Below are 21154 nucleotides of genomic sequence, written 5' to 3'. Positions count from 1 at the left end.
TGGTCCTGTAGGGGAGGCAGGCGCAGCCTGTGCGCATGGCCCCCGGTGGCTGATTGTTAGCTCTGATCAGGGTGGGGAGCGCGCGTGGGCGCCGCTTCCCCTGTCGCATTTTTAAGCGAACCGCTATGGTAGATGGAATATCGACTATAGCAATATAGTAAAACTACTATAAGAACGAGCCCGAAACCGTGGACAAGCACCTATCCCCCTTGCTCGCCAAGGATCCCCAACCCAGCCTGCTGCTGGCGCCCGATGCCCGTCCGCTGGCCCTCAACGCGGCCCTGCAGGCGCTGATCGAAGCGGGGCCGCCGCTGGCGCGCTGGTTGCCGGCCAACAGCGCGGCGCTGGTGCGTGCCTGCCTGCGCCAGGGGCGGGCCATCGCTGAGGTGGAGGCCGAGCAGGGCGAGCGCATCCTGCTGTGGACCTTCATCCCCGACGACCGCGGCCAGCAGGTGCTGGCCCGCTGCCGCGACGCCAGCGAGGAGCGCCACGGCTCCCGCGAGGCCAGCCGAGCCCGGCGCCTGTACCGCTTGATCATCGAGAACACCACCGACCTGATCTCCCGGCACAGCCCCGATGGCCGCTTCCTCGATGCCTCGCCCGCGGCATTTCGCCTGCTCGGCCTGTGGCCGGAGCAACTGCGCGGCATGCCGGTCCGTGCCTTGCTCCATCCCCGCGAGCGGCGCCAGGCCCTGCAGCAGGCCGCTGCCGCCCTGGACCAGGATGGCTACCACACCATGACCTGCCGGGTCCGCCATGCCGCTGGCGGCTATCGCTGGTTCGAGATCGCCAGCCGGGCCATCCGCGAGACCTACACCGGCGCGGTGGTGGAGATCGTCAGCGTGTCCCGCGACATCAGCCTGCGCATCGAGGCCCAGGAGAGCCTGGCCCATGGTGCCCGGGTGGCCACCCTTGGCGAACTGGCGTCGGGCATCGCCCATGAGATCAACCAACCGCTGGCGGCGGTGGTCAACTATGCCAACGCCAGCCAGCGCTACCTGCAAGGCCTGGAGCGCGACCCGCAGGCCCGCGAGCGGGTCGGCCAGGGGCTGCAGCGCATCATCGAGCAGGCTACCCATGCCGCCGAGGTCATCCGCCGCTTGCGGGCCTTTCTGCGCAAGGGACCGCGACACTTGCAGGCACTCGACATCGTCGAGGTGGCCGGCGAGGCGATGCGCCTGTGCGCCTGGGAGGCGGCGCGTGAGCAGGTCAGCATCGAGCTGCGCATGAGCGGGACCTTGCCGAGCGTGCATGCCGACCGCGTGCTGCTGGAGCAGGTACTGCTCAACCTGCTGCGCAATGCCATCGACGCCAACCGCGAGCGGCACGATGGCAAGCCCTCGCGTATCCTGCTGGGCGCCGTGCGCCAGGGCGACTGGCTGCAGGTGGAGGTCGCCGACCAAGGGCCGGGCGTGGCTGCCGAGCGTCTGGACGAGATCTTCACGCCGTTCACCACCAGCAAGGCGGACGGCCTGGGGCTCGGCCTGAGCATGAGCCGCAGCATCGTCGAGGGTTTCGGTGGCAGCCTGCAGGCGCGGCCGGGCGAGGCGGGCGGCTTGGTGTTGTGCTGCCGCCTGCCGGCGAACAAGGGATGAGGGAGGGTGAAGGTGCAAGCGAAGGTCTATGTGGTCGATGACGACCAAGGCATGCTCGATTCGACGGTCTGGCTGCTGGAGTCGGTGGGGCTGTGTGCGCTGCCGTTCACCAGCGGCCAGGCGTTCCTGGACGCCTGCGACGACCGGGGGCCGGCCTGCGTGCTCCTGGATGTGCGCATGCCTGGCCTGGGCGGGCTGGCGGTACAGGAGGCGTTGCGCGAGCGTGGGCGGCGGATCCCGGTGATCTTCGTCAGCGGGCACGCCGATGTGCCCATCGTGGTCCGTGCCTTCAAGGCCGGGGCCTGCGATTTCATCGAGAAACCCTACAACGACCAGTTGCTGCTCGACAGTGTCCACGCGGCCTTGGGCCACGCTCGCCGCGAGCACCAGGGCAGCGAGGCGCTGGCCGCCGTGCAGGCGCGCATCGATGGGCTGACGCCGCGCGAGCGGGATGTGTTCATCCCGTTGGCCCAGGGCCTGAGCAACCGCGAGATCGCCGAGCAGCTCGGGGTCAGCGTCAAGACCGTGGACCTGTACCGGGGGCGGGTGATGAAGCGCATGCAGGCGGCAAGCCTGGCGGAGCTGGTGGGGATGGCGATTGCCTGTGGGCAGGTGCAGGCGCTGGGCTTGGCGGCTGCCCGGGTGGTTTGAGTAGCCACCTAATAAAGGTTTTGACATTCACTGCCTAGGCAGTAATATTTTTACACAATTGTTCGAGCCGACCCCGATGTCCCATTTCACCCCGGAAAATTTCCAGAGCTGCACCCTCGGCATGCTGCTGGGCCGTGCCACGTTGTTGAAGGACCGCATCCTCGATTCGCACCTGGAGGCCGACGGCATCACCGCCGCGCAGTTCAAGGTGTTGATCATCGTCGCCCAGTACCAGGTGGACACCCCGGCCGAGCTGTGCCGCTACCTGGGCCTGGACAGCGGCTCGATGACGCGCATGCTCGACCGCCTCGAGCAGAAGGGGCTGGTCCTGCGCAATCGCTGCCCGCAAGACCGTCGCCAGGTGCGCCTGGCCTTGACCCGCGAGGGCCAGCGCCTGGCCGATCGCCTGCCGCAGATCGGCGCGGCATCGATGAACGAGCTGCTCGGCGTGCTGCAACCGGAAGAACTCAAGACCCTCGAAGGCCTGTTGGCCAAGGTGCTGATCAGCGCCGGCGACCCCCTGACGATCCGCCGCTTCGGCGATCGTTGATCCCTGTCACGATTCATCCAAGGTACCGTCATGGCCACTCCCGTCGACACCACCTCCACCAGCGCGACGCCTGAAGCCTCGCGCAAGCGCAAGACCTGGCTGCTGGGCCTGTTGCTCGTGCTGGTTCTCGCCGGCGCCGCCACCTGGGCCTGGTACGCCCTGGTCGGGCGTTGGCACGAGAGCACCGACGACGCCTACGTCAACGGCAACGTGGTGGAAATCACTCCCCTGGTGACCGGCACCGTCACCAGCATCGGTGCCGACGATGGCGACCTGGTCCACGCCGGCCAGGTGCTGTTGCGCTTCGACCCGGCCGACAGCGAGGTCGCCCTGCAATCGGCCGAGGCCAGGCTGGCGCGCACCGTACGCCAGGTGCGTGGCCTGTACAGCAACGTCGATGCCCTCAAGGCCCAGGTACAGACCCGCCAGGCCGAACTGAAGAAGGCCCGGGAAAACTACCAGCGGCGCAAGGTGCTGGCCGACAGCGGGGCGATCGCCGCCGAGGAGCTTTCCCATTCCCGCGACGACCTGAGCGCCGCCCAGAGCGCCCTGGACAATGCCCGTCAGCAGCTCAGCACCAGCACTGCGCTGGTCGACGACACCGTGGTCTCCTCGCATCCCGAGGTCATGGCCGCCGCCGCCGACCTGCGCCAGGCCTACCTCGACCACGCTCGCACCACCCTGGTGGCGCCGGTGACCGGCTACGTGGCCAAGCGCACCGTGCAACTGGGTCAGCGCCTGCAGCCGGGTACCGCGACCATGGCGGTGATCCCCCTGGACCAGGTGTGGATCGACGCCAACTTCAAGGAAACCCAGCTGCGCGACATGCGCATCGGCCAGCCGGTGGAGGTCACCGCCGACCTCTACGGCAGCGCCGTGAAGTACAGCGGCACCATCGACAGCCTCGGCGCCGGTACCGGCAGCGCCTTCGCCCTGTTGCCAGCGCAGAACGCCACCGGCAACTGGATCAAGATCGTCCAGCGGGTGCCGGTACGTATTCACCTCGACCCCCAGCAACTCAAGGCGCACCCGCTGCGCATCGGCCTGTCCACCGTGGTCGAGGTCGACCTGCACGACCAGAGTGGCCCGGCCCTGGCACAGCAACCGCCGCAGCAGGCCAGCTACACCACTCAGGTGTATGACCGCCAACTGGTCGAGGCCGACCACCTGATCGCCCGGCTGATCCACGAGAACAGCGCGTCCGGCAAGACGGCCCAGCGATGAGCGACAACGCACCCGCCCAGTTCACGCCGCCGAGCCTGCTGCTGACCACCATCGGCCTGTCGCTGGCGACTTTCATGCAGGTGCTCGACACCACCATCGCCAACGTGGCCTTGCCGACCATCTCCGGCAACCTGGGGGTGAGCTACGAGCAGGGCACCTGGGTGATCACCTCGTTCGCCGTGAGCAACGCCATCGCCTTGCCGCTGACCGGTTGGCTGAGCCGGCGTTTCGGCGAGGTGAAGCTGTTCATCTGGGCCACGCTGCTGTTCGTGCTCGCCTCGTTCCTGTGCGGCATCGCCCAGTCGATGCCCGAGCTGGTGGCCTTCCGTGTGCTCCAGGGGGTGGTGGCAGGCCCGCTGTATCCGATGACCCAGACCTTGCTGATTGCGGTATACCCGCCGGCCAAGCGGGGGATGGCCCTGGCCCTGCTGGCCATGGTCACGGTGGTGGCGCCGATCGCAGGGCCGATCCTCGGCGGCTGGATCACCGACAGCTACAGCTGGCCATGGATCTTCTTCATCAACGTGCCTATCGGCCTGTTCGCCGCCGCCGTGGTGCGCCAGCAGATGCGCGCGCGGCCGGTGCTCACCAGCCGTCAGCCGATGGACTACATCGGCCTGCTGACCCTGGTCATCGGCGTCGGTGCGTTGCAGGTGGTGCTGGACAAAGGCAATGACCTGGACTGGTTCGAGTCGTCGTTCATCGTCGTTGGCAGCCTGATATCGGTGGTGTTCCTGGCGATCTTCGTGATCTGGGAGCTGACTGACCGCCATCCAGTGGTCAACCTGCGGCTGTTCGTGCACCGTAACTTTCGCATCGGCACGTTGGTGCTGGTAGGTGGCTATGCGGGGTTCTTCGGCATCAACCTGATCCTGCCGCAGTGGCTGCAGACGCAGATGGGCTACACCGCCACCTGGGCGGGCCTGGCGGTGGCGCCGATCGGCCTGTTGCCGGTGCTCATGTCGCCCTTCGTCGGCAAGTACGCCCACCGATTCGACCTGCGCCTGCTGGCGGGGCTGGCGTTCCTGGCGATCGGCACCAGTTGCTACATGCGGGCCGGCTTCACCAGCGAGGTGGACTTCCAGCACGTGGCGCTGGTGCAGTTGTTCATGGGGATCGGTGTGGCGCTGTTCTTCATGCCGACCTTGAGCATCCTGTTATCGGACCTGCCGCCCCACCAGATCGCCGATGGCTCGGGCCTGGCCACGTTCCTGCGCACCCTTGGCGGCAGCTTCGCCGCCTCGCTGACCACCTGGATCTGGATTCGCCGGGCCGACCAGCACCATGCCTACCTGAGCGAGAACATCAGCCAGTACGACCCGGCCACCCGTCATGCGCTGGAGCAGTTGGGTGGGGCGAACCCGCAGAGCTACGCGCAGCTGGAGCAGATCCTCAACGGGCAGGCGTACATGATGTCGACGGTGGACTACTTCACCCTGATGACCTGGATATTCGCCGGCCTGATCCTGCTGGTATGGCTGGCGCGTCCGCCGTTCACGGCCAAGGCCGGGCCGGCTTCGGCGGGGCATTGAGCCGGTGAGCGCCCTTTAGGGGCGCTGCCCCGCCGGCATTCACAATCGGGCGCTTTTCCCCTATTGTCGAAGGTTCATTCCCAGGCAATTGGCAGGCTCATGGAGAAAGTCATCGTGATCACCGGTGCCAGCCGTGGCATCGGCGCCGCCACCGCGTTGCTGGCGGCCAGGCAAGGTTACCGTATCTGCATCAACTACCACGCCGACGACCAGGCCGCCGAACAGGTGCTCGGCCAGGTCCGCGCGCTGGGTGCCATGGCCATCGCCGTGCGTGCCGACGCCAGCGTCGAGGATGAGGTGATGCAACTGTTCCACCGTGTCGACCAGGAGCTCGGCCCGGTCACCGCGTTGGTCAACAACGCCGGCACCATCGGCCAGCAGAGCCGGGTCGAGGAAATGTCCGAGTTCCGCCTGCTCAAGGTGATGAAGTCCAACGTGGTCGGCCCGATGCTGTGCGCCAAGCATGCCCTGCTGCGCATGGCCCGGCGCCATGGCGGCCAGGGCGGCGGCATCGTCAACGTGTCGTCGGTGGCCGCGCGTCTCGGGGCGCCCAACGAATATGTCGACTACGCGGCCTCCAAGGGCGCACTGGACACCTTCACCATCGGCCTGGCCAAGGAAGTGGCGGGCGAGGGCGTGCGGGTCAACGGCGTGCGGCCGGGTTACATCCATACCGGTTTCCATGCCCTGAGCGGCGATCCCGAGCGGGTGGCCAAGCTCGAGCCAGGGCTGCCCATGGGGCGTGGCGGGCAACCCGAGGAAGTAGCCGAGGCGATCCTCTGGCTGCTGTCGGACAAGGCGTCCTATTCCACCGGCAGCTTCATCGAGCTGGGGGGCGGGCGCTAGTGTCCTGTCTCGGGAATAAGCTGTTCGCTTTTGGCGGCGTCTTGGGCGCCCGGCCGGCGTTGCCACTGCTCGCCATAGCCCTGCTATGACTCGTCGCGGCGCCTTGGCCGAACACCCAAGCCACTCGCCAAAAGAGAACGTATTTCCGAGACAGGACACTAGGGCGTTTTGGGGGCGCTGTCAGCCGAACGTTCCCTGTGCCCCAGCGCAGCCCGAAGGGTCGTGTAATCCCTGCTGTCAAAACGATCGTGCGATCCGCCCCAGGGTTGCCATCGCCTGCTCCGCGCCATCGCTCCAGGGGCTGCCATAGTTCAGGCGGATGCAGTTGCCAAAGCGCCGGGTGGGCGAGAAGATCGGCCCCGGGGCGATACTGATACCCTGGGCCAGGGCCATGTGGAACAGCTTGAGCGCATCCATCCGTTCGGGCAGCTCCAGCCACAGGAAGTAGCCGCCTGTGGGCTGGCTGACCCGGGTCTGGGCCGGCAGGTGGCGGGCGATGGCGGCGAGCATGCTGGCCTGTTGCCCTTCCAGGGCGTACCGCAACTTGCGCAGGTGACGGTCATAGCCGCCATGCTGCAGGTAGTCGGCAATCGCCGCCTGGGCTGGCATCGATGCACACAGCGAGGTCATCAGCTTGAGCCGCTCGATCTTGCGGGCGAAGCGTCCGGCGGCCACCCAGCCGATGCGGTAGCCCGGTGCGAGGCTCTTGGCGAAGGAGCCGCAGTGCATCACCAGGCCTTCGCTGTCGAAGGCCTTGGCCGGCTTGGGCGCCTGCTGCGAGTAATAGAGTTCGGCGTAGACATCGTCCTCGATCAACGGCACCTGGTGGCGGCGCAGCAGCTCGACCAGTGCCTGTTTCTTCGCCTCCGGCATGCTGGCGCCCACCGGGTTCTGGAAGTTGGTCATGCACCACACGGCCTTGACCGGATGCTGCTCCAGGGCTTGCGCCAGGGCGTCCAGGTCCATGCCTTCGCGTGGTTGCACCGGGATCTCCACGGCCTTGAGCTTGAGCCGCTCCAGCACCTGCAGGCAGGCGTAGAAGGCCGGCGCCTCGATGGCCACCAGATCGCCAGGTTCGGTGACCGCCTGCAGACACAGGTTCAGGGCCTCCAGGGCGCCGTTGGTGATCAGCAGTTCCTCCATCGGCAACATCAATCCGCCAACCATGTAGCGCAGGGCGATCTGCCGGCGCAGTTGCGGGTTGCCCGGCGACAGGTCGCTGACCACCATGTGCGGGTCCATGGCCCGGCTGGCGCTGGCCAGGGAGCGTGCCAGGCGTTGCAGCGGGAACAGCCCCGGGCTGGGGAAGGCCGAGCCGAACGGCACGGTGTGCGGGTCCTTGATCGAGTCGAGGATGGAGAACACCAGGTCGCTGACGTCCACGTCGGTGGAGCCGCCGGCCGGCGCCAGGGCCTGGGGCTCGCTGAACTGGCGGGGCGCATGGGCATTGACGAAATAGCCCGAGCGCGGCCGGGCGCGGATCAGCCCACGGCGCTCGAGCAGGTAGTAGGCCTGGAACACCGTGGACGGGCTGACCCCGTGGGTTTGGCTGGCATAGCGTACCGATGGCACGCGCTGGCCCGGGCCGAGCACCCCGGAGCGGATCAGTTCGGCAATGTCGTCGGCGAATCGTTCGTAGCGTTTCATTGTGGCTGGGCCAGGCGGGGTGAAGGGCGTAGGAATGCCGCCCGGCCCAGGCAGTATGAGGTGTGCCCTGTTTTCAGTACAGACTCAGCTTGCGCGATGAAAACCGTATCAGATTGTCGCTAGATCACCGAGCCTGGCGTGCTGGCCTTCAGGTGCCGGCGGCTGTCCAGCGCGCCTGCGACGGTGAGGGCATCGGCCTCGGCTTCGGTGATCGGCACGCGCTGGCCGGCGAGCAGCGCCACGGACATGCGCAGTTGCTCGTCGGTGACGATCTCGATATCCGGGCCATCGCCCTCGATGCGCAGGTCTTCGCCGATCAGGGTGCAGCGGCGGGTGCTTTCGTCGATTTCAACGGGCATGGCGGGTTCCTCCTGGTGGCGGTCATTGGTTGTGACCGCGCAGGCATTGGGGTTGCTGCATCGTTCCGCTCGGCGGATCCGGTCGCACTCCCGGGTAGCGGTATGGTCAACGTCTTAAAGCCGTGCGGGCTCTTTCGCGGGCAAGCCCGCTCCCACATGGCCTTTGCAAACCGCATCATGTTGGCCGACTCAGAACCTGTGGGAGCGGGCCTGCCCACGAAGGGGCCCGCAACGGCCCTGGTGCGTTGCCCGATACGAGAGGGTTTCCATGGATATCTGGCCCACGGTATGGCAGGCCATTCAAGCCGAGTTCGCCGACATCGCCGACGAGCGCGAGGTCACGCAGATCCTCGTGCGCCTGCTGATGGCGGCGCTGCTGGGCGCGGTACTGGGCTTCGAGCGCGAGCACAAGGGCAAGTCCGCCGGCGTGCGCACCCATATGCTGGTGTCGCTGGGGGCTGCGTTGTTCGTGCTGGCGCCGAGCATGGCCGGGGCCGACGAACAGGCACTCAGCCGGGTGATCCAGGGGATCGTCGCCGGTATCGGTTTCCTCGGTGCCGGCACCATCCTCAAGGGCAACGGGCAGGACACCAGCCACGTGAAGGGGCTGACCACCGCCGCTGGGTTATGGATGACCGCTGCCATCGGTACCGCCGCCGGCATGGGCCGCGAGGCCACGGCGCTGATCAGTACGGTCATGGCACTGCTGGTGCTGGGCACCATGCCGCTGCTGGTGGACAAGCTGGAAGGGGAGAATGGGGAGAAGCAGGAGGAAGAGGAGGGCGGGAAGCACTGAGGGGAGCCGAAGCTCCCCTCAAAGCGTTGTTGCCTGCTCTTTTTTATTATTGGAGACCGGCTTGTTGTTGTTTTTGTCAGCCCGTGCCTCGGTGTAGCGGGAGGCCCCCATCCGGGGCCAAGAGCAAACGTATTTTTTTGAGCGCTGACCTGCTTTCATCATTGCTGATCCGACCCTGACCGTCGCTACCTCGTGGTAGTTTTATTGTTCTGTACCAGGTCGCGGGGGCATGCCCCCTGGAATGCATGTCTACTCCAAAAAAATCTGCTTGCTACGCCTCTGCCGTGTTGTTCTTGTTATGTCAGAGCCGTCATCTGTTGTTTTTATTGGGTGTCACGTTTTTGTTCTTGTTATGCCAGAAGATATAGCAGGTGCCGTGCCAACTTTTTTAATTCCTTTAAAATCAATAGCTTGCTGTGTTTGGCGAAAATCGCACCACCTGAAAATCTGTCGAATTGTTTCCCTGTTACCCGATTTTTCGCTGCCAGGTGTGTGGGCGGTAACACTCACCCACACCTATGTGACACCCGTATGACTCACTGCGCGCTGCGTGCCCGTGCCACCCGCGAGCCGTTGGCCCGGCCCAGCACGTCGCTGATGCGCTGGCCGGCGGCGATCAGCCGTTGCAGGTCGATGCCGGTGTCGATACCCAGCCCCTGCATCAGGTACACCACATCCTCGGTGGCCACGTTGCCGGTGGCACCCTTGGCATAGGGGCAGCCGCCCAGGCCCGCCACGGAGCTGTCGAACACCCGGATGCCTTCGAGCAGGCTGGCATAGACATTGGCCAGTGCCTGGCCATAGGTGTCGTGGAAATGCCCGGCCAGCCGCTCGCGCGGTACCTGCGCCGAGACCACCTCGAACAGGCGCCGGGCCTCGCCGGCGGTGCCGGTGCCGATGGTGTCGCCCAGCGACACCTCGTAGCAGCCCATGTCATGCAGGGCCCGGGCCACCGGGGCGACCTGCTCGGCGCTGACCTTGCCTTCATAAGGGCAGCCGAGTACGCAGGACACATAGCCGCGCACCTGGATGCCATGGCTACGTGCGGCCTCCATGATCGGTTCGAAGCGCTTGAGGCTGTCGCTGATCGAGCAGTTTATGTTGCGCTGGGAGAATGCCTCGGACGCAGCGGCGAACACCGCCACTTCCTTCACGCCCGCTACCAGGGCATCCTCGAAACCGCGCAGGTTGGGGGCCAAGGCCGCGTAGGTGACGCCGGGACGTTGCTGGATACCGGCGAACACCTCGGCGGAGCCGGCCATCTGCGGTACCCACTTGGGCGAGACGAAGCTGCCCACCTCGATATAGGAGAGCCCGGCCTCGCTGAGGTCGTCCACCAGGCGCACCTTGTCGGCGACGCTGATGGGCTGGGCTTCGTTCTGCAGGCCGTCGCGTGGGCCGACTTCGACCAGGCGGACGTTCTTGGGCAATGACATGGCGGGCTTCCTGTGGCGGGTCAACGGTTGGCGTTCTGCGTGTTCAAGGTGGCGGCCAGGGCCTGTTCGCAGCGCTCCTGGGCGGTGTCCAGCTCCAGGTGCATCTGCTGGATGTCGAGCATCTGCTGTTCCAGCTGGGCGCGGCGTTCGGCGATCTTCGCCAGCATGCTGTTGAGCTGCTTGAGGTTGCCGCTGCTGGGGTCGTACAGCTCGATCAGCTCGCGGCATTCGGCCAGGGAGAAGCCGATGCGCTTGCCGCGTAGGATGAGTTTCAGGGTGACCTTGTCACGTGCCGAGTAGATGCGCTCCAGGCCGCGGCGCTCCGGGCTCAGCAGGCCCTGTTCCTCGTAGAAGCGGATCGCGCGGGTGGTGATGTCCAGTTCGCGGGACAGGTCGGAAATGCTGTAGGTCTGGCTGCTCATGCTCGGGCTCGAAAGAGGGTATGGCAGTAACCTAAATGCAGGTTGACGTATACGTCAAGCAGGCGCGTGCCGTGCCGACTGTCGATAACCCTTGGGCGTCTGCCCGCTCAGGCGCTTGAAGAAGCGCGCGAAGTAGGTCGGGTCGCTGAACCCCAGGCTGTCCGACAACTGGCCGATGCTCATGCGCGTATACACCAGGTTGCGCCGGGCCTCGAGCAACAGGCGCTGGTGCACGACCTGCAACGCGCTCTGCCCGGCCAGGTCCCGGCATAGCTGGTTGAGGCGCAGGCTGGAGACCCCCAGGCGGGCGGCGAAAGTGTCCACCGAGAGGTGCTCGCGGTAGTGCGCCTCGACCAGGCGCAAGTAGCGACCGAGCAGTTGCCGATCACGTTCGTCGCGGTTGCGCGGCAGTTGGCCGGACTGCTGGCGACGGCTGATCCAGACCATCAGCGCGGTCACCAGCGCCTGCAGCATCGCTGCCCGGGAGGGGGCGTTGCCCTGGTATTCCTGTTGCAGCGTGTCGATCAGGGCATGCAGCCGATGGCGGTCGCTGCCCAGCGGGTAGCAGGTGGCCGACGCCAGCACGGCCAGCGGTGCGCCCAGGCGTTGCTCCAGGTCCGCCACCAGCGCCGTGCCGAAGGTCAGGACATGCCCCTGGATATCGGCGCTGAAACGAAAACCATGCACGGTCAGCGGCGGCACCACCTGGATGGCCGCTTCGCAGATCTCGCTGCGCTTTCCCTCGATCTCCACCTGGGCCTGGCCGCGCTGCACGTACAGCAGCTGGAACAGCTCGGCGTGGCGATGGGGCTTGATCTCCCAGTGGTGCAGGCGGCTACGTGCCGGGATCGACTCGCAGTGCAGCAGGTCGGTCCCCGGCCAGGTGTGGTTCTCGCCATAGAGCTGGAACAGCGGGACACCGGGGAGGCTCGACATCATGCGCGTACCTGTCCGTTAATCGAACACAATATGTAAAAGTGCAGGTAATCCATGGAATATCACACTTAATGGCCGATTCTTGATCGTAAAAATGCAGGGGCAAACCCTAACAGCAGATGCCTGGTCACTGCCAGTCGCAGGCCGGCATCGACACGACGAGACAACAACAATGAAGACTCAGGTTGCAATCATCGGCGCCGGCCCGTCTGGCCTGCTGCTCGGCCAGCTGTTGCACAAGGCCGGTATCGACACGCTGATCCTCGAGCGCCAGACGCCCGACTACGTGCTCGGGCGCATCCGTGCCGGGGTACTGGAGCAGGGCACGGTCGAGCTGTTGCACGAGGCGGGGGTGGCCGCGCGCATGGCGCGTGAAGGGCTGGTCCACGAAGGGGTCGAGCTGCTGGTCGGCGGCCGTCGCCAGCGCTTGGATCTCAAGGCACTGACCGGCGGCAAGACGGTCATGGTCTATGGCCAGACCGAGGTCACCCGCGATTTGATGCAGGCTCGCCAGGAGAGCGGGGCGCCGATCATCTACTCGGCCAGCAACGTGCGACCCCATGGGCTGGAAGGCGTGCATCCGTACCTGACGTTCGAGAAGGATGGCCAGGTGCATCGCGTCGACTGCGACTACATCGCCGGTTGCGACGGCTTTCACGGCGTGTCGCGCCAGAGCATCCCCGACGGTGTGCTCAAGCATTACGAACGGGTCTATCCGTTCGGCTGGTTGGGCCTGCTGGCCGATACGCCACCGGTCAACCACGAACTGATCTACGCCCACCACGAACGCGGTTTCGTACTGTGCAGCCAGCGCTCCCAGACCCGCAGCCGCTACTACCTGCAGGTACCGCTCGGCGAGCGGGTCGAGGACTGGAGCGACCAGCGTTTCTGGGACGAGCTCAAGACACGCCTGCCCGAGGACGTGGCGGCGCGACTGGTCACCGGCCCTGCGCTGGAAAAGAGCATCGCCCCGTTGCGCAGCCTGGTGGTCGAACCGATGCAGCATGGCCGGCTGTTCCTGGTCGGCGACGCCGCCCACATCGTCCCGCCCACCGGCGCCAAGGGCCTGAACCTCGCGGCCTCGGACGTGAACTACCTGTACCGGATCCTGGTCAAGGTCTATCGCCAGGGGCGTACCGACCTGCTGGCGCAGTACTCGCCGCTGGCCTTGCGGCGGGTGTGGAAGGGCGAGCGCTTCAGCTGGTTCATGACCCAGTTGCTGCATGATTTCGGCGAGCACAAGGATGACTGGGACCGGAAGATGCAAGAGGCCGACCGCGAGTATTTCCTGGGGTCGCCGGCTGGCTTGGCGAACATTGCCGAGAACTACGTGGGCTTGCCGTTCGAGGTGGTGGAGTAGGGCGGGGCTTGCCGGCGATGGGCGCGAAGCGGCCCTATCTCTCCAGCACCTGCACCATCTGCTGGTAACCCCGCTGCCGTGCATGCTCCAGCGCAGTGACACCATCCTTGTCGGCGATGGCCGGATCGGCCCCGGCGGCCAGCAGCCGGCGGACGATCTCCACATGGCGCGGGCCGCCATCGCCGAGGATCACCGCCTCCAGCAGGGCCGTCCAGTGCAGGCGGTTGAGGTGGTCCACGTCGACACCGGCGTCGATCAGCATCTGCACGGTCTGCACATGGCCGCGCTCGGCGGCGGGAATCAGCGCGGTACCGCCGTAGCGGTTGGTGCTCTCGAGGTCGGCGCCATGGTCCAGGGTCAGGCGCAGGATCTGGTCCAGGCCACGGGCGCCAGCATACAGGTAGGGGCTGTCGTGGATGTTGTCCTTGGCATTGACGTCGGCACCGGCCTCGATCAGCGCCTTGGCCGCCTGCACCTGGTTGGCCTGGGTCGCCACCAGCAACGCGGTGCGGCCCTGGGCATCGCGTGCCTCCAGGGGCGCGCCCTGGTCGAGCAATTGGGTGATGGCAGCTGTGTCGCCACGCTGGGCGGCCCCGTGCAGCCGGGTATCCAGGGCAGCGGCCCCGGCGTGGGCGACCAGGCTGGTGAACAGGGCAAGCAGAAGAACAGGCAGGCGCATGCGACGGGCTCCAAGGTGACGAGGCTTCATCCTAGGCAACCCGTGCAGCGGCTAGAAGTGAATTATCCGGATGACAGGCAGTGCGCTTTCGAATACCGGCCAGGCCGGTTGCCCGGCAGGGATGGCCGTGCTAGAAGTCAGGCTTGTCATTCAGAAGTTGAATGTGAACATGTCTATCAGCGTTAAATCGAATAGGGCTCTGTTCGACCTCGACCTGCTGCGCGCCATCGTCGTGGTGGCCGACTGCGGCAGCTTCACCACCGCAGCGGCGCGCTTGCACTCGACCCAGTCGACCATCAGCCAGAAAGTCCGCCGCCTGGAGGACATGGTTGGCCACCGCCTGCTGGTACGCGGCAACCGCGACGTGCTGCCCACCGACGCCGGCCAGACCCTGCTCGGTTACGCCCGGCACATGCTGGCGCTGAACGACCAGATGCTCGAGGCGCTGGCCGGGGCCATGGTCGGTGTGACCGTACGCCTGGGCGTACCCGAGGATTTCGTCGGCGGCCGTACCACCAATGCCCTGTCGGCGTTCAGCCGGCGCCATCCGCAGGTCAAGCTGGAAGTCACCAGCGGCCTGTGCCGCGACCTCAGCCAGGCCTACGACAACGGCGAGCTCGACCTGGTGCTGCTCAAGCAGCGGCGCAACAGCCGGGAGGGCGTAGCCTGCTGGCCGGAGCGCCTGCAATGGATCGACAGTGCGCGGATGCCGTCGTTCGAGCTCGACCCCATCCCCCTGGTGACCTTCCCCCCCCGTGGGCTGTACCGCGACGACATGATCACCGCCATCGAAGGCATGGGGCGGCGCTGGCGTATCAGTTTCACCAGTTCGAGCCTCAGCGGCATCCAGGCGGCGGTGGCCGATGGCATGGGCATCAGCCTGCTGCCGCCACGTGCCGCCACCGGTGAGCACCGGGTGCTGGGGGCCCAGCAAGGGCTGCCGGAGGTGGACAGCTACGAGATCGTCGTGGTGCACCGGCCGACGGCCGACGCGATGGTCAAGTCGCTGGCCGAGGTGCTCATGGAGCTGCTTGCGGCGCATGCGATCTGAGAACAGGTAGGAATTGGGGCCGCATAGCGGCCCCAAGACGGCTACAAAGGCTCAGGCCTGAACAGCGGCTTCTTCATCACCCCCTTGATCCAAACCACGGCGATCAACGACACCACCGCCAGCACCAGGCCCGCGGCGCCGAAGATCTGGGCGCTCATGTCCGGGCTGGGCGAGGCATTCCAGATCGCGTACAGCATGCCGCCGATGCCGAACAGCTGCGGCAGCGGGTAGAACGGCGTGCGGAACGGGCGCTCCAGGTGCGGGTAGCGATGGCGCAGGGCGATGACGTCGAGGTGAACGATGATGTAGGCCAGCAGCCAGGCCAGGGCAGCGGAAAGCAGCAGCAGGTTGATCGCGGCGGCATCCTGGCCCATCAGCAGGATCGGCAGGCCGGTGATCGCCGCGACGAACAGCACGGCCACCCAAGGTGTGCGCGCTCGCGGGCTGAGCTGCTTGAACTGAGGAAAGGCCTGGCCGTTGCACGCCATGCCGTAGAGCATCCGCGGGATGGCCGCCAGCGAGGTGTTGAGGGTGCTGCAGGTGGCGGTGACCGCGGCGATCACCAGGAACGCCTCGCCGGTCTTGCCGAACACCGTGGTGGCGAACAGGTAATGGGGCAGGGCATCGCTGCCCAGAGCGTGCTGCGGTACCAGGAACAGCGCGCCCAGGCCGTACAGGGCGATGGTGGCGAAGATCACCGTGAGGCCGATGATCATCGAGCGTGGGATGTTGCGCTCGGGCTTGCGCGTCTCCTCCACCAGCGAGCAGACGAACTCGGCGCCGACGAAGCCCCATACCGCCAGGGCCGTCAGGGCCAGTACCCCTGCGCCCATGGGGTTCCAGTCGCCCTGCAGCAACGTGGTGGTGGTGCCGCTGGCATGGCCTTCGGCGATCGCCGCGATGCCCAGGATCAGCAGGACCACGACCATCACCACGGCCATGGCGTTCTGCAGCTTGGCGAAGACGTCGATGCCCATCAGGTTGAGCACGGTGAACAGGCCGAGCACCGCGAAGGCCACGCTGAACGGCGGGAACACGCCGGGGTAGACCTTGCCGACGATCAGGTCGAGCAACAGCAGCTCGGCCGAGAGGGCGAACATGGCCACCACCACATAGCCGGAAAAGGTCGCCAGGATCGCCGGAAAATGCCCCAGGGCCACTTCGGTGTAGCTCGACAGGCTGCCGGCGCGAGGCACCAGCAGGGCCAGTTCGGAGAACGAGCAGGCGTAGCTCAGCGCCAGCAGGTAGGCCAGCCCCAGCGGCACGATGAAACCCAGGCCGGCGGCGCCGACGCCTTGCAGCATCATCACCATCACCCCCTGGGACACCACCAGGCCGACCGCCACCGCGAGCAGCGACCCCAGCCCCAGGACCCGGCGGAAGCCGGCTTGATTCGCCTGCGCGGTGGCAGGCACGGACGCACTTGCACTCATGATGTTTCCCCGCTCGTTGTTGTTGTAGTCGCGGCAGATACTGGAGCAGGGGGCGGGATCGGAAAATTATTAAAAATGTGTTCGTTGCACAGGAAAAAACTGGGTAGGCAGGGGGCCATTGCGGGCCAGCCCCGATGCCAGGTAGTTAGGCGGCGCTTTGTCATTATTGGGGCTGCAAGGCAGCCCCACCTCCCAAAGGCCCCTACAAGGGTTCAGAAGGTCGCCTTGACCTGCAACCCCACCACCAGTGCGTTGTCGATGCTCTGCCCGGAGAATGCCCCCGGCTCGATGATGTACTGCACATCCGGGCGCAGGTTCAGCCAGGGCGTGGCCTGGTAGCCATAGCTCAGCTCGATCAACTGTTCGGCGCTGTCCAGGTCGGGGAAGTCCTGGCCGGCCTCTAGTGCGGCGTCCTGCAGTACGTCGCGGCTACGCGGGTTGGGCACGGCGCGGCCATAACCCAGCGCCAGGGTATCGCGCGGGCGCCCTGCGAACGGCTGGTACAGCACCACGCCGGCGCCATACCAGCGGGTGAATGGCGAGGCGGCCTTGCTCGAGGCCGAGTACTGGCCGAAGGCATGCAGGCGACGGCCCGGTAAACCTGGATCGTTCCACACGGCCTGGTCGACCAGCAGGTAGTGCCCGCCACGGCCGGCGACCTCCTTGTCGCTGCCGATGCGCTGCACGTTCGAGCTGTCGTAGTAGTAGCCGAGCTTGTACTCGCCCGGCAGTTCGCCCTGCAGCGTGTACACCAGCTCCACCGGGACCACGGTGCCTGTGCTGTGCTTGGGCCCCAGGTGCCAGGCGCGGCTGGAGTTGCCGTTGCTTTCTGGATCGACGTTGAACGCCGCTACGCGCAACTGCCAGGACGGCGAGAAATCGTATTTGACCCGCACGCCCAGGTGGGCGTTGGGGTAGTTGGTCCAACCGCTGCCGCCGGACATGTTCAGCGGATGGCCGCAGAAGCCGGCGTTCATGAAATTGCACAGGATGCCGCTGTCCAGGCCGCCCAGGTCGTTGCCCATGGCCATGTAGCCAAGCTTGACGTTGAGTGCCGGGGTGAAGAGGGTGCGCTCGTAGCTCAGCTCGGTCAGGCGGGTATAGAGGCCGCCGTAGTTTTCCTGGATCGGCAGGCGGTTGCCCACCAGGTCCTCGGAGGCGCTGTTGCCGCGGCGGTCGTTGATGGTCAGCTGGACCTTGCCGCCGTTGTCCAGGCCGTACAGCCTGGAGAGGTCGAACTGCACGCCGAGCTTGAGGTTCTGCGAATAGCGCGCCGAGCGGTGCAGGCCGCCGTGGGCGTTGTAGGCGGTTTCGCCGCTGTAGTCGCCGGTGAAGGTGATGCCGTCCTCCACGAGTTGGTGACGCAGGCCGCCCCAGTCGCCGGTCATGGTGCTACGGGTCATGAGGTTGCCGTCGGCCAGGGCGGGGGGGGCTGGCCAGGGCCAGCAGAAGGGCGGTGGGGGTATAGCGAAAAGCGCGGGACATTGCGAAATCTCGGGTGATCTGTGAAGGCGCCATCGCCGGCAAACCGCCCCCCACAAGCTGTGGAGAGCAGGTTTGCCGGCGATGGGGGTAACGCGGTCTATGGCAGTGCGTAGGCCATGACATAGTCGCCACGGTCGGTCGACTGGCGCGCGCCGCCAGCGGTGACCACGACGTACTGCTTGCCGGTCTTCGGCGACACATAGGTCATCGGGCCGCCCTGGCTGCCGACTGGCAGGCGAGCCTTCCAGATCTCCTTGCCGTTACCGCTGTCGAAGGCGCGCAGGTAGAAGTCCTGGGTGCCGGCGATGAACACCAGGCCGCCCTGGGTCGACAGGGTACCGCCGAGGGTCGGCAGGCCGATCTTGATCGGCAGGTGCATGCGGATACCCAGTGGGCCGGTGTCCTCGACGGTGCCGACCGGCACCTGCCAGGCGATCTGCCGGGTCTTCATGTCGATGGCGGTGAGGGTGCCGAAGGGTGGTGCCTGGCACGGGATGCCGGCCACCGAGAGGAAGCGGTTCTTGTTCACCGCATACGGGGTGCCTTTGAGCGGCACGGCGCCCATGCCGGTGTTCAGTGCCTCGCCACCGGAGGCGGCCTGGCCCTGGTTCTGCGAGGGGATCATCTGGATCCACAGGCCCAGGCGCATGTCGTTGACGAAGATGAAACCGTGCACCGGGTCGGTGGAGATACTGCCCCAGTTCATGCCGCCCAGCGAGCCGGGGAAGCTCAGCGACAGGTCGGTGCCTGGCGCGGTGTACAGCCCATCGTAGCGCATCTTCTTGAAGTCGATGCGGCACAGCAGTTGGTCGAACGGGGTGGCGCCCCACATGTCCGACTCGGTCAGGGTCTGCGCGCCGATCTGCGGCATGCCCACCGAGCGTGGCTGGGTTGGCGCGTAAGGCTCGTTAGGGATGTTGCCCGGCTTGACCGGCACTTCGTCGACTTGGGTCAGCGGCTGGCCAGTGGCGCGATCGAGCACGTAGATCTGCCCGGCCTTGGTGCCGATCACCAGGGCGGGCACGGTCTTGCCGTCGTCCTTGGTGAAGTCGATCAGGCTCGGCTGCATCGGCAGGTCGAAGTCCCACAGGTCGTTGTGCACGGTCTGGTACACCCACTTTTCGTTACCCGTAGTGGCGTCCAGGGCCAGCACCGAGGCGCCGTAGGTGTGGTCCAGTTTGCTGCGCTCCACGCCGTAGATGTCGGTGGACGAGGAGCCCATCGGCAGGAACACGGTGTTCATCGCCGGGTCGTAGGACATCGGTGCCCAACTGTTGGGGGTGCTGCGCACGTAGGTGCTGCCTTCGGCCGGGGCGTTGCGATCGTCCGGGTTGCCCGGGTCGAAAGCCCAGCGCATGGCCCCGGTGATCACGTCGAAACCACGGATCACGCCGCCTGGCATGTCGGTCTGGACGTTGTCGGCGACACGGCCGCCGACCACCACGGTGGTACCGGCCATCAGCGGTGCGGAAGACAGCTGGTAGTAGGAATCCGGCACGTCACCCAGGCCGGCTTTCAGGTCGACCTGGCCGTTGTTGCCAAAGCCCTGGCAGAACGCGCCGGTATCGGCATCGACGGCGATCAGGCGGCCGTCGATGGTGTTGGTCAGCAGGCGGCGCTGGCAGTTGGCGCCGGCCGGTACGCTGGCCACGGTGATCGGCGAGCTGTTCGGCTGGGTCGGCTGGGCGATCGGCGCGGTGGCGTCGAAATAGGCCATGCCACGGCAGCGCTGCCAGACCTTGGACTGGGCATTGATCTCGTTCTTCCACAGCTCTTTGCCAGTGTCGGCATCGAGCGCGATCAGGTTGTTGTGCGGGGTGCAGATGAACACCTTGTCGCCGACCTGCAGTGGGGTCAGCTGGTCCTCGGCGCCATTGCCGTCGCTGATGGCCACGTCACCGGTGTTGTAGGTCCAGGCGACCTGCAGCTTGTCGACATTGCCGCGGTTGATCTGGTCCAGGGCGGCGAAGCGGCTGCCACCTTCGGTATTGCCGTAGTGGGCCCAGTCCTTCTGCGCCTTGCCAGGCTCGACCGGGGTCAGGCCCGGGCCGTTGCCGGTCGGCGCAACGCTCGGGTGAGCGACGAACATGTTGCCCGCGGCAACCACCAGCGCCACCGCCAGCACCCCGGCCACGCCGTAGGCACCCCGGCCGGCGCTGGCGCCGTTGGCGCGCACCAGCATCGGGTAGACCAGCGCCACCACCAGGCCGATCGCGCCGAACATGAACAGCCGCGAGAACAACGGCCAGAACTCAAGGCCGGCGTCGATCACGGCCCAGATCGCCGTGCCGACCAGGAAGGCGGCGAACAGCCAGGCCCCGGCCGGCTTGCGGCGAGCGATGAGGATACCGGCGAGGGCCATGGCCAGGCCGCCGATCAGGAAGTACCAGGAGCCGCCCAGGTCGGCCAGCTTGATGCCGCCGACAGCCAGGAGGAGGCCGAGCAGGGCGATGATAACGCCCAGGCCGACCAGGATGAATGTCGAGGCGCCAGAGGCGCGCGGTGTGTGCTTCATTGCAGGAGTTTTCGCAGGTGGACTGCGCCCAGTTTATGCCCTTAGCAAGCTAATTAACAAGTTGGTACATAATTTCGTGAGGCTGATTGTCGCAGATGGAAAAGGGCTGCGATGATGCTAAAAGCTTGTATCGGGCTGCGATAAGTATAGAAGACGTTGGGTTCGTGAGTGTCTTGGCGCTGTGAACTATTTGGCCTGATCCGTAGCCAGCGTTTGCTCGTAGAACACAGCCAGCCACACGGTGGTAGTACCGGCTTCGGTCCACTGCACCCGGTGTCGGCAGTGGGCCGGGATGTCCAGATGGTCGCCAGGGCGCAGCAGGCGTACCTCGGTCTCATGCTCCAGGCGCAGCCCCGCGCTGCCGCTGAGCAGCAGCACCCATTCGCCTTCGGGTTGGTCGTACCAGAAACCTGGCGGGCTGGCCTGGCCGCTGGAGACGATACGCTCGATGCGCAGGCCCGGGCGGCGCAGCAGGTCGTCGATCTGTTCGGCGGCCTGCGGATCGGGAGGGGGCAGGGCGGTGAACAGGTTGTCGGGCATGGCGCGGTCCTCGTCTTCCTGTCCTGATTGTAGGAGAGCTTCGTGGGTAGATCTTGGTGTTGGCCCGTCAGGAGATCGATCGAGGCCGCTGCGCGCC

Annotated in this window: 19 protein-coding genes; 9 read left to right on the top strand and 10 right to left on the bottom strand. The window is 66.1% G+C overall.

The features are described 5' to 3' along the window. The first annotated feature begins 188 nt into the window (after positions 1-188). The 6 genes from ACDI39_RS05525 (at position 189) to ACDI39_RS05500 (ending at position 6398) form a co-directional block, all read left to right on the top strand. Entirely contained in the window at positions 189-1595 is a 1407-nt protein-coding gene (locus ACDI39_RS05525; RefSeq protein WP_486537960.1) for a sensor histidine kinase, read from the top strand. Positions 1596-1607: 12 nt separating this feature from the next. Next, on the top strand, positions 1608-2246 hold the full coding sequence (locus ACDI39_RS05520) for a response regulator transcription factor (protein WP_486537958.1): 639 nt from the start codon (positions 1608-1610) through the stop codon (positions 2244-2246). A 76-nt stretch (positions 2247-2322) separates the two neighbouring features. Beyond that, positions 2323-2796: a MarR family winged helix-turn-helix transcriptional regulator gene (locus tag ACDI39_RS05515; protein WP_225789034.1), complete on the top strand. Its 474-nt coding sequence runs from the start codon at positions 2323-2325 to the stop codon at positions 2794-2796. 30 nt (positions 2797-2826) lie between these two features. After that, positions 2827-4020 carry an HlyD/EmrA/EmrK family protein gene (locus ACDI39_RS05510; protein ID WP_225789035.1) on the top strand — a complete coding sequence of 398 codons (1194 nt, stop codon included), beginning with the start codon at positions 2827-2829 and terminating at the stop codon, positions 4018-4020. After that, positions 4017-5552 (top strand): DHA2 family efflux MFS transporter permease subunit, encoded by a 1536-nt coding sequence (locus ACDI39_RS05505; RefSeq protein ID WP_225789036.1) that lies wholly within the window; start codon positions 4017-4019, stop codon positions 5550-5552. Before ACDI39_RS05510 ends, ACDI39_RS05505 begins: the two co-directional genes overlap by 4 nt. Positions 5553-5651: 99 nt before the next feature. Continuing rightward, positions 5652-6398, top strand: coding sequence for an SDR family oxidoreductase (locus ACDI39_RS05500; protein WP_225789037.1), 747 nt, complete (start codon positions 5652-5654; stop codon positions 6396-6398). A 237-nt stretch (positions 6399-6635) separates the two neighbouring features. Here the strand turns inward: ACDI39_RS05500 and mapR are convergent, their stop codons facing one another. Further along, complete coding sequence (gene mapR, locus ACDI39_RS05495; protein WP_225789038.1) at positions 6636-8045, bottom strand: GntR family transcriptional regulator MpaR; 1410 nt, start codon at positions 8043-8045, stop codon at positions 6636-6638. 119 nt (positions 8046-8164) lie between these two features. Next, a complete protein-coding gene (locus ACDI39_RS05490) occupies positions 8165-8404 on the bottom strand; it encodes a DUF3203 family protein (RefSeq protein WP_225789039.1) in 240 nt (79 codons plus the stop codon). Between the two features lie 268 nt (positions 8405-8672). Here ACDI39_RS05490 and ACDI39_RS05485 point away from each other — a divergent pair, with 268 nt between their 5' ends. Continuing rightward, a complete protein-coding gene (locus ACDI39_RS05485; RefSeq protein ID WP_225789040.1) occupies positions 8673-9200 on the top strand; it encodes an MgtC/SapB family protein in 528 nt (175 codons plus the stop codon). Positions 9201-9736: 536 nt separating this feature from the next. Here the strand turns inward: ACDI39_RS05485 and ACDI39_RS05480 are convergent. From ACDI39_RS05480 to ACDI39_RS05470, 3 genes are read right to left on the bottom strand one after another with little or no spacing between them, the layout of a single operon-like run. After that, on the bottom strand, positions 9737-10636 hold the full coding sequence (locus tag ACDI39_RS05480) for a hydroxymethylglutaryl-CoA lyase (RefSeq protein WP_253102467.1): 900 nt from the start codon (positions 10634-10636) through the stop codon (positions 9737-9739). Positions 10637-10656: 20 nt separating this feature from the next. Then, entirely contained in the window at positions 10657-11058 is a 402-nt protein-coding gene (locus ACDI39_RS05475) for a MerR family transcriptional regulator (RefSeq protein ID WP_225789042.1), read from the bottom strand. A 54-nt stretch (positions 11059-11112) separates the two neighbouring features. After that, complete coding sequence (locus ACDI39_RS05470; RefSeq protein ID WP_225789043.1) at positions 11113-11997, bottom strand: helix-turn-helix domain-containing protein; 885 nt, start codon at positions 11995-11997, stop codon at positions 11113-11115. Positions 11998-12166: 169 nt separating this feature from the next. Between ACDI39_RS05470 and pobA the strand changes: the two genes are divergently transcribed. Further along, positions 12167-13354 carry a 4-hydroxybenzoate 3-monooxygenase gene (pobA, locus tag ACDI39_RS05465; RefSeq protein WP_225789044.1) on the top strand — a complete coding sequence of 396 codons (1188 nt, stop codon included), beginning with the start codon at positions 12167-12169 and terminating at the stop codon, positions 13352-13354. A 34-nt stretch (positions 13355-13388) separates the two neighbouring features. Here pobA and ACDI39_RS05460 read toward each other — a convergent pair whose 3' ends face one another. Next, positions 13389-14033 (bottom strand): ankyrin repeat domain-containing protein, encoded by a 645-nt coding sequence (locus tag ACDI39_RS05460; protein ID WP_225789045.1) that lies wholly within the window; start codon positions 14031-14033, stop codon positions 13389-13391. A gap of 169 nt (positions 14034-14202) precedes the next feature. Between ACDI39_RS05460 and ACDI39_RS05455 the strand changes: the two genes are divergently transcribed. Beyond that, entirely contained in the window at positions 14203-15084 is an 882-nt protein-coding gene (locus ACDI39_RS05455; RefSeq protein WP_225789046.1) for a LysR substrate-binding domain-containing protein, read from the top strand. Between the two features lie 41 nt (positions 15085-15125). On the opposite strand, the gene ACDI39_RS05450 is transcribed toward ACDI39_RS05455, so the two are convergent. The 4 genes from ACDI39_RS05450 to ACDI39_RS05435 form a co-directional block, all read right to left on the bottom strand. Next, positions 15126-16499 (bottom strand): APC family permease, encoded by a 1374-nt coding sequence (locus ACDI39_RS05450; RefSeq protein WP_410900334.1) that lies wholly within the window; start codon positions 16497-16499, stop codon positions 15126-15128. Positions 16500-16729: 230 nt separating this feature from the next. Continuing rightward, positions 16730-17920, bottom strand: a complete 1191-nt coding sequence (locus ACDI39_RS05445) for a carbohydrate porin (protein ID WP_317235061.1) — start codon at positions 17918-17920, stop codon at positions 16730-16732. A 179-nt stretch (positions 17921-18099) separates the two neighbouring features. Further along, the gene (locus ACDI39_RS05440; RefSeq protein WP_486537951.1) at positions 18100-20517 is read right to left on the bottom strand and encodes a glucose/quinate/shikimate family membrane-bound PQQ-dependent dehydrogenase; all 2418 of its coding nucleotides are present in this window, start codon (positions 20515-20517) and stop codon (positions 18100-18102) included. A 186-nt stretch (positions 20518-20703) separates the two neighbouring features. Further along, positions 20704-21057, bottom strand: a complete 354-nt coding sequence (locus ACDI39_RS05435; RefSeq protein ID WP_253080231.1) for a cupin domain-containing protein — start codon at positions 21055-21057, stop codon at positions 20704-20706. Between the last annotated feature and the right edge of the window lie 97 nt (positions 21058-21154).

This window comes from Pseudomonas sp. Tun-23181 (genome assembly GCF_057415455.1).
This window is presented reverse-complemented; position numbering and strand designations above follow the sequence as displayed.